The sequence below is a fragment of the Paludifilum halophilum genome, assembly GCF_002245355.1.
Taxonomy (GTDB): domain Bacteria; phylum Bacillota; class Bacilli; order Thermoactinomycetales; family DSM-45169; genus Paludifilum; species Paludifilum halophilum.
The window spans coordinates 1-12,834 of record NZ_NOWF01000009.1 but is presented as its reverse complement, the minus strand read 5'-3'; the positions used below and the strand labels follow the sequence as shown (position 1 = coordinate 12,834).

Annotated in this window: 12 protein-coding genes and 1 riboswitch; of the genes, 6 read left to right on the top strand and 6 right to left on the bottom strand. The window is 52.3% G+C overall.

Going from position 1 to position 12,834, the window contains the following annotated elements; genetic code table 11:
• Positions 1-271: 271 nt before the first annotated feature.
• From CHM34_RS14105 to CHM34_RS14095, 3 genes are all read right to left on the bottom strand, one after another.
• Positions 272-517 carry a hypothetical protein gene (locus CHM34_RS14105; RefSeq protein WP_094265273.1) on the bottom strand — a complete coding sequence of 82 codons (246 nt, stop codon included), beginning with the start codon at positions 515-517 and terminating at the stop codon, positions 272-274.
• 251 nt (positions 518-768) lie between these two features.
• Positions 769-1,737 carry a pyridoxal-phosphate dependent enzyme gene (locus CHM34_RS14100; protein ID WP_094265272.1) on the bottom strand — a complete coding sequence of 323 codons (969 nt, stop codon included), beginning with the start codon at positions 1,735-1,737 and terminating at the stop codon, positions 769-771.
• An 87-nt stretch (positions 1,738-1,824) separates the two neighbouring features.
• Positions 1,825-2,277, bottom strand: a complete 453-nt coding sequence (locus tag CHM34_RS14095; protein WP_141201724.1) for a hypothetical protein — start codon at positions 2,275-2,277, stop codon at positions 1,825-1,827.
• Between the two features lie 286 nt (positions 2,278-2,563).
• Positions 2,564-2,665: riboswitch (purine riboswitch) on the top strand.
• Between the two features lie 136 nt (positions 2,666-2,801).
• Between CHM34_RS14095 and guaA the strand changes: the two genes are divergently transcribed.
• The 3 genes from guaA to CHM34_RS14080 all read left to right on the top strand — a co-directional run bounded on the left by guaA (position 2,802) and on the right by CHM34_RS14080 (position 7,004).
• Positions 2,802-4,340, top strand: coding sequence for a glutamine-hydrolyzing GMP synthase (gene guaA / locus CHM34_RS14090; RefSeq protein WP_094265402.1), 1,539 nt, complete (start codon positions 2,802-2,804; stop codon positions 4,338-4,340).
• A gap of 51 nt (positions 4,341-4,391) precedes the next feature.
• Positions 4,392-5,699, top strand: a complete 1,308-nt coding sequence (locus CHM34_RS14085; RefSeq protein WP_276207712.1) for an NCS2 family permease — start codon at positions 4,392-4,394, stop codon at positions 5,697-5,699.
• A gap of 129 nt (positions 5,700-5,828) precedes the next feature.
• The gene (locus tag CHM34_RS14080; protein ID WP_094265270.1) at positions 5,829-7,004 is read left to right on the top strand and encodes a hypothetical protein; all 1,176 of its coding nucleotides are present in this window, start codon (positions 5,829-5,831) and stop codon (positions 7,002-7,004) included.
• 175 nt (positions 7,005-7,179) lie between these two features.
• Here CHM34_RS14080 and CHM34_RS14075 read toward each other — a convergent pair whose 3' ends face one another.
• The gene (locus CHM34_RS14075; RefSeq protein WP_094265269.1) at positions 7,180-7,953 is read right to left on the bottom strand and encodes an IclR family transcriptional regulator; all 774 of its coding nucleotides are present in this window, start codon (positions 7,951-7,953) and stop codon (positions 7,180-7,182) included.
• A 166-nt stretch (positions 7,954-8,119) separates the two neighbouring features.
• On the opposite strand from CHM34_RS14075, the gene CHM34_RS14070 reads away from it, so the two are divergent.
• The 3 genes from CHM34_RS14070 to CHM34_RS14060 all read left to right on the top strand — a co-directional run bounded on the left by CHM34_RS14070 (position 8,120) and on the right by CHM34_RS14060 (position 10,933).
• Positions 8,120-9,058: a sugar kinase gene (locus tag CHM34_RS14070; protein ID WP_240512046.1), complete on the top strand. Its 939-nt coding sequence runs from the start codon at positions 8,120-8,122 to the stop codon at positions 9,056-9,058.
• An 18-nt stretch (positions 9,059-9,076) separates the two neighbouring features.
• Positions 9,077-10,225, top strand: coding sequence for a galactonate dehydratase (dgoD, locus tag CHM34_RS14065; protein ID WP_094265267.1), 1,149 nt, complete (start codon positions 9,077-9,079; stop codon positions 10,223-10,225).
• Between the two features lie 63 nt (positions 10,226-10,288).
• On the top strand, positions 10,289-10,933 hold the full coding sequence (locus tag CHM34_RS14060; protein ID WP_094265266.1) for a bifunctional 4-hydroxy-2-oxoglutarate aldolase/2-dehydro-3-deoxy-phosphogluconate aldolase: 645 nt from the start codon (positions 10,289-10,291) through the stop codon (positions 10,931-10,933).
• Positions 10,934-10,936: 3 nt separating this feature from the next.
• Here the strand turns inward: CHM34_RS14060 and CHM34_RS14055 are convergent, their stop codons facing one another.
• Positions 10,937-11,527 (bottom strand): class I SAM-dependent methyltransferase, encoded by a 591-nt coding sequence (locus CHM34_RS14055; protein ID WP_094265265.1) that lies wholly within the window; start codon positions 11,525-11,527, stop codon positions 10,937-10,939.
• A 126-nt stretch (positions 11,528-11,653) separates the two neighbouring features.
• Entirely contained in the window at positions 11,654-12,283 is a 630-nt protein-coding gene (locus tag CHM34_RS14050) for an LbetaH domain-containing protein (protein ID WP_094265264.1), read from the bottom strand.
• Between the last annotated feature and the right edge of the window lie 551 nt (positions 12,284-12,834).

Sequence of the window (12,834 nt, the reverse complement as noted above, 5' to 3'; positions counted from 1 at the left end):
ACGTTTTTGGGGAGGCTTTTTGTGCTGGACAGGCGATTCCAATGGATTTTCCATTCCTGTCATGATGCGATTAACCGATGGAATGGTTTGAAAAGGGAAAGAATCGAATGTCGTGTAGGAATGTTACGGATAAGTGGGAGCCAATCGTGAAAAAATCGACGCATCCGGTTCAAAATTCGGTAAACGCGGATACCTCCAAATAGAATGCGGAAAATGGACATAACCGCTTTCCATCTCCTCCCGGCCGGAATGGATTCCTATAGTCTGCCTCTCAGAATAAGATAAAGGGTGTAAAAAAACCGAATGGAAGAAAGATGAGGAACGGAAACAAGAAAAAGTTTGTTCTCACCTCTTGTTTCTGCGCCCTTTTTCGGTTGACGGGAATGAACCAAATCCCCTTCTTATCGACTTTTTTGATGGAACCGTAGATCTCTTTTCCGTTTTTGAGGCGGATTTTAGTCGGTTTTCCCAGGTGAGAGGCGTTCAATTGATCGGCGGCAATCGGTTTCCAGGCCATTTTTTCACCCCCTTTCCAAGTGGTACATGATATGGCGCATGGAAAGAAAATGCTTATGCTTGCTCCCAAACGATCGGAAATAGGCCGTTAGAATAGGAGGTGGATCACACAAAAAGGCCACTCTCCTCTTATGAGAGTGGTTCAATCAGTACCGAATCATTTTCCCTTTTTGTATTGTGCTGCAGGACACTTGTGTATGCCACGGAAATGGCTGTCTGGACGAAGCTCCTTCATGCGGGACCCTTTTATGGTTATTCCTGATCGGAGATTGCCTTCCTCAGGACGGCCGGGTCAATGTTGCCTCCGCTGACGACGACCCCGATACGCCGGAGATTGTCGGGAAGGCGCCGGTTGATCAGGGCGGCCAGAGGAACGACCCCGGAGGGTTCAATTACCAGTTTTAGACGTAGAAGGGCGAAGTAGAGGGCTTCTCGGATCATGGACTCGGAGACAGTGACAATATCCTCCGCATGCCGACGGATGACGGGAAACGTTTGTTCGCCGGGGATGGTGATGCGCAAGCCGTCCGCCAGGGTGTCGGGTGCGGGGATGGAGATCCGTTTTTCCGCATAAAAGGATTGACGGGTGTCATCGGCCTGTTCCGGTTCGGCACCGAAGATACGAGTATCCGGTGATATTCCCTTCGCCGCGACAGCAGTGCCTGAGAGGAGCCCCCCTCCGCCGACGGGAGCGAGAACCGCATCCAGATCCGGTACTTCTCGGAGCAGTTCCAGGGCGGCGGTACCCGCCCCGGCCATAATGTGGGGATGATTGTACGGCGGGATCAGGGTCAGCTGTCGCTCCTCGGCGATACGGCGGGCCACTTCTTCCCTATCCTCCGTCATCCGGTCGTAGAAGATGATTTCCGCCCCGTAGTCTCGAGTCGCTTCCACCTTGACTCCGGGAGCATCCTTCGGCATGCAGATAACGGCGGAAACGCCGAGGGTTTTGGAGGCCAGGGCGACGGCCTGGGCATGATTCCCGGAGGAGAAGGCGATGACACCTCGCCGTCGTTGCTCCGGGGAGAGTCGGCTGATCGTGTTGTAAGCGCCCCGGAATTTAAAAGCGCCACCCCGTTGCAAGTTTTCGCATTTGAGGTAGACTTCGCTTCCCGCACGATTGTTCAAGGTGAGGGAGGTGAATACAGGTGTGCGATGGGCGACATTCTTCAACCGTTGCCCGGCGTTTCGGACGAGTTCGTAAGTGAGGATGGGTTTCAATCGACGAGCCTCCTTTTTGGGCTTCGCATCGGACGGTTGTCCCTGAGACAGTTTGGGTCTTGTGGCTGTTACAAATGATTCCGCTGTTTACTCCGGTTGCGATAGTTTTTCTTCCTCCGGGTCTTCTTTTTTCAACTTGTCCAGTAAGCTCGTCTCAGCGGGGCGAAGGGTGATTTTCGTTTTTTCCTTTTCCACCGGGGTGAGGAACAGGTCATAATTCGCTTGATCTTTATAGACATGGATCGCTTTCGGGCTGATACCGGAATAAACCGCCCATCCTTCCTCCACCAATTTAAGGATGTAGGCTTCCTTTACTTCCTGCGGAGGGGAGGGCATGATGTATACACGTCCTTCCCTGCTTTGTTTCGGGTTTTTGGCCGCTTTTTTGGGGAGAGGGAAATCATCAGCCTTCTCAATCGCCGTAAACGAAATGTCTTTGGAATCGTTCGATTTCGAATCTCCCTGTACAGCCGAGTTCGATTGGCAGGCGGCCAAGAATAGAAATGAGGCGAGAAACAGGATCCAGCCGGTTTTTCTCATGGTTTCTCCTCCTTGGAAAAAATGTTGGTTTCCTTCGGCTTGATCGCTCCCTTTCAGTATATCCGAAAAATATCCGAACAAGAGAGGGCTTTTTTCGGGAATCCGGACTTCTGCTCAGGGATGAACAAGAGGCGTTTGGGAACAGTAAAAAAGAGGATTTAGATACAAAAAATATAAAAAGATGAGGACGTCTTCTGTTTCCTGTACACCATTGGAAAAAAAGCCTTCCGGTTCGTCCTTGACCCTTATTCAGCCGATTGATATGATGGATTCGCATTTATCAATTAGAAGATCGGTAGATCTATCTCGTATATATTCAGGAATACGGCCTGAACGTTTCTACCCGGCCACCGTAAATGGCCGGACTACGAGTCATGGGTTACCGGTACCTTTCTTTTGTAACGTGACCAGAGGAACGAAGGAAACGGTGGACCGGAGTCCTGTGCGTGAAGGTAGAAACGTTCAGGGAACCCGGTTCTTTCTTTATGCAAGTGATTCCTGAATCAAAAGGTGGGGGTTTTTCGATGGAGAAACCGATGGAACGTGTGGTCGTACTGGACTTCGGAGGGCAATACAATCAGCTGATCGCCCGCAGGGTGCGGGACTTGGGGGTCTACAGCGAACTGATTTCCTTCGACACTTCGGCGGAGGAGCTGAAAGAGATGGCTCCCAAGGGGATCATCTTCTCCGGAGGGCCCGCCAGCGTCTATGGCGAGGGAGCCCCGAAATGCGATCCGAACATCTTCGACCTGGGGATTCCGATTCTCGGGATTTGTTACGGTATGCAGTTGATCTCCGCTCATTTTGATGCCGAGGTGGAACGGGCCAGTAAACGGGAGTACGGGAAGTCGACCGTGGAAATCGCCTCCGACGGACCTCTCTTCAAAGGTTTGGGTCCATCTCAATCCGTCTGGATGAGTCACAGTGATGTGGTGATCACACCGCCGAAGGGTTTCCGAGTTGACGGAAGGACGGTTTCCGCGCCGGTAGCGGCGATGAGTGATCCAGAGCGGAGGGTATACGCTGTTCAGTTTCACCCGGAAGTTCGCCATACAGAGCAGGGGAACGAGATGATTCGCCGTTTTCTGTATGACGTTTGCCGCTGTCAAGGGGAATGGACCATGGAAACGTTTATCGACGATACGGTGCATGACCTTAGGCGAAACATCGGCGATCAAAAAGTCTTATGCGCTCTTTCCGGGGGGGTGGACTCCTCCGTTGTGGCGGCCCTGATCCATCGGGCCATCGGAGATCAATTGACCTGTGTCTTTGTCGATCACGGTCTCTTGCGGGAAGGGGAGGCGGACAGCGTCATGCGCACCTTTGCCGACCATTTTCAAATGAATGTGGTGAAGGTGGATGCTCAAAAGCGCTTCCTGGACAAGTTGAGCGGGGTGACCGACCCGGAGCGGAAACGGAAGATCATCGGAAACGAGTTTATCCGCGTCTTCGAAGAAGAGGCGGAAAAGCTGACTCAACACCAGTTCCTGGCCCAGGGAACCCTGTATACCGATGTGGTCGAATCCGGGACGGACACCGCACAGACGATCAAATCCCATCACAATGTCGGCGGTTTGCCGGAGGATATGCAGATGGATTTGGTGGAACCCGTCAATACCTTGTTTAAGGATGAGGTGCGCAAAGTCGGGGAAGAGCTGGGTCTTCCCAGGGAAATCGTGTGGAGACAGCCGTTTCCGGGACCGGGTCTTGGCATTCGGGTCATTGGAGAGGTGACGGAGGAGAAGTTGGCCATGGTTCGGAAATCCGACGCCATCTTGCGTGAAGAAATCGGCAAGGCCGGTTTGGATCAGGAGATTTGGCAATACTTCACCGCATTGCCGGATTTCAAGAGTGTCGGTGTGATGGGAGACTCCCGCACCTACGCCTATACGGTGGGAATCCGGGCGGTTACTTCCGTTGACGGGATGACGGCGGACTGGGCGAGAATCCCCTATGAAGTGCTGGAGCATATTTCCAACCGGATCGTCAATGAAGTGGACGGAGTCAACCGGGTCGTCTACGATATCACCTCCAAGCCCCCGGCCACCATCGAGTGGGAGTGATCGACCGATCGCCGGAAGGGAGAAGCAAATTTGGGCAAACAAACATCCGGAATCGCCCGCTTTTTTGGTTTTGCCGAACACCGGACCGATCTGAAGACCGAGATGATGGCGGGTGCTACTACATTTTTAACCATGGCATATATCTTGTTGGTAAACCCGTTTCTCCTCGGGAAAGAAGCCGGGATGGACTTCGGAGCCGTCTTTGTCGCTACAGCGGTGTCGGCGGGCTTGGGAACCCTGTTGATGGGATTATTGGCCAATTATCCGATTGCGCTGGCGCCGGGGATCGGTCTGAGCGCCTATTTTACTTATACCGTCGTGTTGGGGATGGGTGTCAGCTGGCAGGCGGCTCTCGGAGCCGTGTTCATTTCCGGATTGGTCTTTTTTGTGCTGACGGTGACCAAGGTGCGGGAAATGATTATCAACGCGATTCCGCCAGGATTAAAACACGCCGTTTCCTCGGGGATCGGGCTGTTTATCGCTTTTGTCGGATTAAAGAACGCAGAAGTGCTCGTTGCGGATGAATCCACATTTATCGCTCTGAATTCGGATTTGACACAGCCCGGGATTCTGCTCACCTTTTTCGGGCTGATCCTCACTCTTTTTCTGATGATCCGTCAGTGGAAGGGCGCCGTCTTTTTCGGGGTGATCGGAACCGCCGTAGTCGGGATGATCTTCGGCGTCGTGGAGATGCCCTCCAAGCTGTTCGACCAACCGCCCAGTCCGGCCCCCACATGGATGCAGATGGATATTGCGGGGGCCCTGGAACTCGGTTTCTTCGCCATTGTTTTCGCGTTTATCTTTGTCGACTTGTTTGATACGGCGGGGACGTTGGTGGGTGTAACCAATCAGGCCGGGCTGTTGAAGAATAACAAGCTGCCCCGGGCTGGACGCGCCCTGACGGCCGATTCTCTGGCCACAATGTCCGGTGCCGCTTTAGGTACTTCCACCGTAACTTCCTATATCGAGTCCACGGCGGGAGTGGCCAGCGGGGGACGAACGGGGATGACTTCGGTGACCACAGCCGTGTTGTTCCTGCTCTCTGTCTTTTTCTTTCCCCTGGTGGAAAGCTTTGCTTCCGTATCGGCGATTACGTCTCCTGCGCTGATTATCGTCGGTGTCCTGATGTGTAAAAGCTTGAAAGAGATTGAGTGGCAGGATGTATCGGAATCGGTTCCCGCCTTTTTGACCGTATTAATGATGCCCTTGGCCTTCAGTATCGCAACCGGGATTGCCATCGGCTTTATTATGTATCCCTTGGCCAAAGTATTCGCCGGGAAAGCCCGAGACGTTCATCCGATCCTCTATATATTGGCCATCATTTTCATGGTTCGTTTCGCCCTTTTGGGAAACATCTGATCCATGGTTCCGAACCCGCTCCCTTTTTGGCAAGCGGGTTCTTTTTCGTCTTGAATATTTGTAACCGGTTGAATGAGGCATCTTCTTCGGTATCAGACTAATACAGATGATAACCGTGGAGGGGAGTGGTTGTGGGTGAGTAAGGCGGCCCGGCGAATCCTGTCGGTCGGAATGGTTCTCCTTGTCTGTACGGGTGCATGGGTTCCGTATTTCGTTCATGCCGAGGTTCAACCCGTAAAAGAAGAGATCCGGCAATTAATTCGGGAAAAACAGGAGGCGGTGAACCGCAAAGACCGCGAACATTTCCTCCGTCTGATCAATCCGTCCATGCCCGCTTATGTCCAGGAACAGAAGCGATGGTTCGACGATGCCGTTCGGTGGATCGACCCCTACTCCTACCGACTGCGACTGATTTCGGTGATTCCGGAAAAAGAACACCAGATACGCGCCTGGGTGGAACAAACCTATTGCAGACGGGGAAAGGAGTACTCCGTCAAGTTTCCCCTGTCCTTTCAGGAAACCGCCTCCGGCTGGAAGGACTCGGATTTGCCCTTCTATCATCTGACCCGGGGAAACGCTGTTGTCCATTTTTCAGATAAGATATTGCGGGAACAGGCTTCCATCGCTTTGAATACGGTTGTTAAAGCGTCCAGGGAGCTGGAGAGAATCTATGGGTGGCGTACCCGGCACCGGTTGGAAGTCAAGTTATACAGCAGGCCGGAAGTATTCCGGCAGTCCGTCAAACTCTCCTTGCCTTCCTGGGCGGCAGGATGGCACGAAGAGGATCAGGCGATCAAAATGGTAGGAGCCAAAGGATTTTCCGATAAAAAACTGTTTTCATCGGGAATCGTTCACGAGATCACCCACCAGATGGTGAGCGAGTTGACCGGGGACAATGCCGCATACTGGATGCAGGAAGGGGCGGCGGAATACTATCAGTCCCATCTGCTCCCCGGATTGCGAACGGAAGAAGAGGACAAACCATACGGAAAGCCCCGCTGGAAGATGTCGCAAATGGAGGAATTGGATCTGGAAAAGTTGCCCCGACAGGCGGCCGAAGAATATTACGACCAATGTGAGCATTGGTATCGGTTTTTGGTCCGTCGCTACGGTGAAGAGAAGTTGAAACGGGTTTTTGAGTTATTAGAGCTTTATCCCGCCATTGATCGGGACAGCTCGGAAAAGCGTACGGAATTGAATCAACGCACGCGTTCCGCGCTTCGCAAGGTGTTGGGGAAGACTCTGGAACAACTGGAGCGGGAATGGATGGAGGATCGAAAAAAAAAGCAGAAGACAGGGGATTGAGGGGAGAATCGACCGACCCTTCCCCACTTTCTAAAGAGGGGTCCCACCTTCAGCACGGCTCTTTAAGGACGTTGTGAAAAAGCCCCTATTCGAGAGGGTTGGGTTCCACACGGAGTGCCTTTGGCTCGTAAGAACAACGAACGTGGAACCCAACCCGATCCACCAGGAACACGTTTTAGATCGCTGCTGACAAACGTTCCAGAATCCGTCGACGACAGTTTTCCAGGGGAGTGAAGAAACGAAGGAGCCGTTCATCATCTGTTCGGTAGCGAGGAGCGCTGACACTGACGGCTCCGTACACCTTGTTTTGGTGCTGAAGAGGGATGGCCATGCATCGTACTTCTTCCTCGTGTTCCCCCTTATCCACCGCATAGCCTTTGGATCGGATTTCCTCCAGATTTTGAAGCAATTCCTCCCGGCGAGTGATGGTTTGCGGGGTAAAGGGTTTCAATTCCGTTTCAGCAAAAAATTGTCCTAACTCTTCTTCAGTTAAACAAGAAAGGAGCGCTTTGCCGATTCCTGTGCAATAAAGGGGGGCGGTTCGACCGATTTGGGAGTACATACGGACCGTTTGTTTACATTCCAACTTATTGACATAGACCACCTGCCACTTGTCCAACAATCCCAAATGAACCGTTTCCCCGGTTTCCTCATTCAATTGTTTCAACTCTGGTTCGGTCAGCTTGACCACATTCATCTGATCCAGAGATCGCTGAGCCAGTCGAATCAGGCTGAGACCCGGGCGGAAGCGGGCCTCCCGTTCCTCTTTTTCCACCCATCCCACTAGAGTCAGTGTTTCCAAAAGCTTGAATACGGTTGGTTTATTCAGTCCGGTTCCCCGGGCGATCTCACTGACCCCTTGGGCTTCCTCTTTTTCGGACAAATATTCGAGAATGGAGATCGCCTTCAGCACGGCAGTGCCGTAGGGTGTTTTCTTTTGGTTATCCATCAAACCAGCCCTTTTTTTATGGATCGGATTGCTTTTTGATCAAAAGTCATTGTATATTATAACAAAAATATATAGGAAACATCATTTCTTATATGGAAACAAACCGGAATGCCGATCTCTGAAAATCGGATTGGCATGATGAAAGGGGGTGGATGGATTGGATGTTGTGACATTGGGAGAAACGATGCTAGCTTTCAGTCCGGTCCAAGACGGACCTTTGGACACCGTCCACGGGTTTGAAAAAAAGCTGGCCGGTGCTGAATCCAATGTAGCCATCGCCCTGTCTCGTCTGGGGTATCGGACGGCGTGGGTCAGTCGTCTGGGAAAGGATCCTTTCGGCCGTTGGATTTACAAAACATTGCGTGGAGAAGGAGTGGATGTGAGCGGGGTTACTTTTGATCCCATCCGCCCCACCGGTCTTTATATCAAGGAAAGGCTCGGCGGAAAACAGACCCGTATTTATTATTATCGTTCCGGTTCCGCCGCCAGTGCCATGGATCAAGGCCTGGTGGACTTGCCGGCTTTCTCCGAAGCGGCAATCCTGTTTGTCACCGGAATTACTCCGGCTCTCGGATCCTCCTGTAAGAAAGCGGTTTTTGCCGCCTTGGACAAGGCACGGGAGCAGGGGATGAAGGTGGTCTTTGATCCCAATTATCGGGGAAAGTTGTGGTCCCGGAAGGAAGCGGCCCCTGTCTTTCGACAGATCGCTTCCCGTTCTCACTTGGTTCTCCCCGGTCTTGCCGAAGGAGAATTGATGACCGGTGCCACCGATCCCGAATCCGTCGCCGAGAATCTTCGATCCCTCGGGGCGCGGCAGGTGGTGGTGAAACTGGGTCCCCGGGGAGCCTATTATCAGACGGAGCAAAAAGATGGATATGTACCGGGTTTTCAGGTTTCGCAAGAAGTGGATGAGGTCGGGGCGGGAGATGCCTTCGCCGCAGGTTGTCTGTCCGGCTTGTTGGACGGCCTCGACCCGGATTCGGCGGTTAAACGGGCCTGTGCCCTGGGGGCTCTGGCTGTGACTGTAAAGGGAGATTATGAATCCCTGCCGGATCGAGAGGAGTTGCACTGTTTTCTTCAAGGAGAAACCGGGACCCAGCGATAAAATGGGGAGGGATGTCAAGTGAAAATCACCCGGTTAGAACTGTTTACAGTTCCGCCTCGCTGGCTTTTTTTGAAAATCATGACCGACGACGGCATCTGCGGTTGGGGAGAACCTGTTGTGGAAGGACGGGCGGGGACTGTTGCCGCTGCCGTCCGGGAATTGGAACCCTATCTGATCGGTCGGGACCCTGATCAAATCGAGGATTTGTGGCAAGTTCTTTACCGCGGAGGCTTTTACCGGGGTGGACCAGTCTTGATGAGTGCGATCGCCGGGATTGACCAGGCTCTGTGGGATATCAAGGGGAAGCGCCATAGACTTCCTGTTTATGAGTTTCTGGGAGGATCCGTCCGGGATCATGTTCAGGTTTACTCTTGGATTGGAGGAGATTCTCCCTCGGATGTTGGACAGGCCGCCAGAGAGAAAAAGGAGGCCGGTTTTACCGCAGTCAAAATGAACGCTTCCGTCCAGATGCACTACATCGATTCTTTTTCCAAAGTGGAAGCGGTCGTAGAGCGTGTCGCATCGATTCGTGAGGCCTGTGGCAAGGACTTCGGCATCGCTGTCGACTTTCACGGTCGCATCCGCAAACCGATGGCCAAAAGGGTGGCCAAGGAATTGGAGCCCTATCACTTGATGTTTATTGAAGAACCCGTTCTCCCGGAGAATCATGAAGCTCTTCGGGAGATCGCCCGACATACGACCACTCCGATTGCCACGGGGGAGCGGATGTATACCCGCTGGGACTTTAAACAGCTTTTGGCGGAGGGATATGTCGACGTGATTCAGCCGGATCTTTCCCATGCCGGGGGAATCACTGAAGTCAAAAAAATTGCGGCGATGGCTGAGGCCTACGATGTGGCTGTGGCTCCCCACTGTCCGCTGGGTCCGATCGCTTTAGCCGCCAGCCTTCAGCTGGATGCCTGTACCCCTAACGTTTTCATTCAGGAACAGAGTCTCGGTATTCATTACAATCAAAAGAAAGACCTTTTGGATTACTTAGAGGACGCTTCCGTATTCCGTTACCAAAACGGCCATGTCACCATTCCGAAGGGCTTCGGCCTAGGAATCTCCATTGATGAAGAAACGGTTCGTCAACAGGCGAAAGTCGGCCATCAGTGGAAAAATCCCGTCTGGCGGCAGGATGACGGGACGGTGGCCGAATGGTAATGCGGCCGGATGATTGAAATGCAGGCACGCCGGATCCGGCGTGCCTCTAAAGGAGGATCTTCAATGAACGAATCGTTGGAACACCGCTTTATCGAAACCATCCGCAAGGAAAAAATCATCGCCATCATACGGGGGCTTTCCTGTGAAACCATCGGTGAACGGATACCGGATCTGTACAAGGGAGGGATCCGCATTCTGGAAGTGACGTTGAACACTCCCGACGCGGACGGGATTATTCGGAAGTTGATTCGGGAGTATGACGAAACGCTCTGGATCGGTGCCGGTACAGTCTTGGATATGGAAGATGCAGAAAAAGCGCGGCAAGCCGGTGCTCGCTTTTTTGTAAGCCCTCATCTGGATGAAGAAGTGATTCATTATGGACGCAAGCACGATATTCCCGTGATTCCCGGCGCATTTACTCCCACTGAAATCCTCCGGGCCGATCAGGCGGGAGCTTCCCTTGTCAAGGTTTTTCCCAGCCGCACTCTGGGACCTTCGTATATCAAGGATCTTCAAGGGCCTTTGCCCGGGATTCCCTTGATGGCCACCGGCGGGGTCAACGAGGCTAACGCTCGGGAGTATTTACAGGCGGGGGCGACAGCGGTAGGGATTGGATCGGGGCTGTTTCCCAAAGGCGGATCTGAGAGTGAAAATCGGGACCAAATCCATAAAACGCTTGGACAATTGATGAACGCTGTCCATTCATGATGACTATGGATGGATCGCCTCGATCGTAAGAAAAATTTCACGGAAATAACGATTAACACGAACCACTTTCAAACCGGCTCGTTCAATCGGTTCCAGGGGGTTGCGGTTGAGGTGACATCCGTCGCACAGCCGTTTCCATATCGGAGTCAACCCATCCTGGATTCGCCCGAGGAGCGGTTGCCTGACACGGACATGTTCCAAAAAAAGAACTTGTCCTCCTGGTCGGCACACCCGCCGAACCTCTTTTAAAGCTTTGTAAGGGTCGGGAATGGTACATAAAACAAGAGTTCCCACTACCGTATCGAAGGAGTGGTCCGGAAAGGGGAGTTTCTCTCCCCCGACAGTGATCACTTCGATCGGAACATGAGCCTTTTCGGCCCGTGCTTTGGCTTGTTTTGTCATAGCGGGTTCCGGATCGATGGCGGTAACTTTACCGGTCCCTCGATAATAAGGGAAGTTGAATCCCGTTCCTGATCCGATTTCCAACACTCGGCCCCGGGCTTTTCGAATCAAATGTTTCCGGATGGGACCCAACCCTTTGCGTTCCAGAGGGCCCATCCAGAGGTCGTAAGTGGAAGCGAAGATTTTCCCCATTGGTGTGTTGCCTCCCTGAGATGACAGGTTTTAGATTCTGGAGCATAGCGTTTCGGCAAGACCGATGATTCCCCGAGGGCTTGGTTGCAGAAACTCCCTTTTTCTCGGCGGATTTAAGGTAAAACCTTAAATCCCCAGCGGTGTATGCCTTTGATAGGATTTCCCGAGGCGGTAATAGTAATCGATGATGGTTGCATTGAGTCCTTTGTATTTTTTCGGTACTTCAGGAAGAGCATCCGCCTGCTCTTGCTTGTAGACGGCCTGACCGGGAGCTACAAAGCGGTTGTCCGCGATTTTCACCTTTTCAGCGATCACGGCGCCGTGCATAATGACGCAATTTCTTCCGATCGAAGCCATGTAAATGGAAACATGTTGTCCGATAAAGGTATTTCGCCCGATATACAGCGGTCCGTGTGGGGCGGAGTGGTGCAACATGCTGACGTCCCCTTCGATGTAGACTCCGTATCGTTGCTCGCCGAATTGGAGATACTCTCCGGGGTGACAATGAATCAGTACAAAGTCCTGGATGTTGGAGCGGGGTCCGATGATAAAGGGAGGGGACGCGTCGGCGCGAATCACATTGTGAAATCCGATGAATACATCCTGCCCCACCCGGACATCTCCGATCACCATCGAATCAGCTCCGACAAATGAGCTGGGGTGGATCGTCGGGTATAAGGGTTCAGGGGCTTCCTTGACCGGCGGATTATGGTACAGAATCTGATTGAGCGGGTAAAAACCGATGGATTTTTGCATGGAATCCTCCTTCCTTTACAAAAGATATGAAGGAGGAAAGTCACCTATGATAGAGGTGTTGTGAAGCCGTGAGCGGCAGTATTTGCCCAAAACCGCTGTAGTTGTCCCTGCAGAGATACTGGCCGCTTGGGAATCTTTTCGGATCTTATACCTGAACTGAATCCGTACCCGCCTGCTCTCATTCCTTTTTTCCTCGAAACGGAATGAAAAAAACGGATTCATTGATCAAAATTCTTCTTGACGAATCCTATAAACCATGATAAATTATTACTTGTCGCTGAGACGCGAGACACATTTCGACATAAACAGGAGTCGCAATCACGTCTCAAAAAAAAGCGAAAAAAGTTGTTGACAGGATCGATTGGATTTGATAGTATAGATCTTGTCGCCGCAAACGAGCGGCTCTCGCGGAGAAAACCGCGAGGACAACGGGAAGCGTTCCTTGAAAACTGAAGAGCGAACAGGACCCTGTCTATTCGAGCAATCAAGCTCGCCTTTAACGGAGAGTTTGATCCTGGCTCAGGACGAACGCTGGCGGCGTGCCTAATACA

Excerpts from the sequence above, each read along its gene's own strand:
- guaA (WP_094265402.1), top strand. The coding sequence starts at position 2,802 with ATGGAGAAACCGATGGAACGTGTGGTCGTACTGGACTTCGGAGGGCAA.
- CHM34_RS14050 (WP_094265264.1), bottom strand. The coding sequence starts at position 12,283 with ATGCAAAAATCCATCGGTTTTTACCCGCTCAATCAGATTCTGTACCAT.
- CHM34_RS14060 (WP_094265266.1), top strand. The coding sequence starts at position 10,289 with ATGAACGAATCGTTGGAACACCGCTTTATCGAAACCATCCGCAAGGAA.
- CHM34_RS14075 (WP_094265269.1), bottom strand. The coding sequence starts at position 7,953 with ATGGATAACCAAAAGAAAACACCCTACGGCACTGCCGTGCTGAAGGCG.
- CHM34_RS14055 (WP_094265265.1), bottom strand. The coding sequence starts at position 11,527 with ATGGGGAAAATCTTCGCTTCCACTTACGACCTCTGGATGGGCCCTCTG.
- CHM34_RS14105 (WP_094265273.1), bottom strand. The coding sequence starts at position 517 with ATGGCCTGGAAACCGATTGCCGCCGATCAATTGAACGCCTCTCACCTG.
- CHM34_RS14095 (WP_141201724.1), bottom strand. The coding sequence starts at position 2,277 with ATGAGAAAAACCGGCTGGATCCTGTTTCTCGCCTCATTTCTATTCTTG.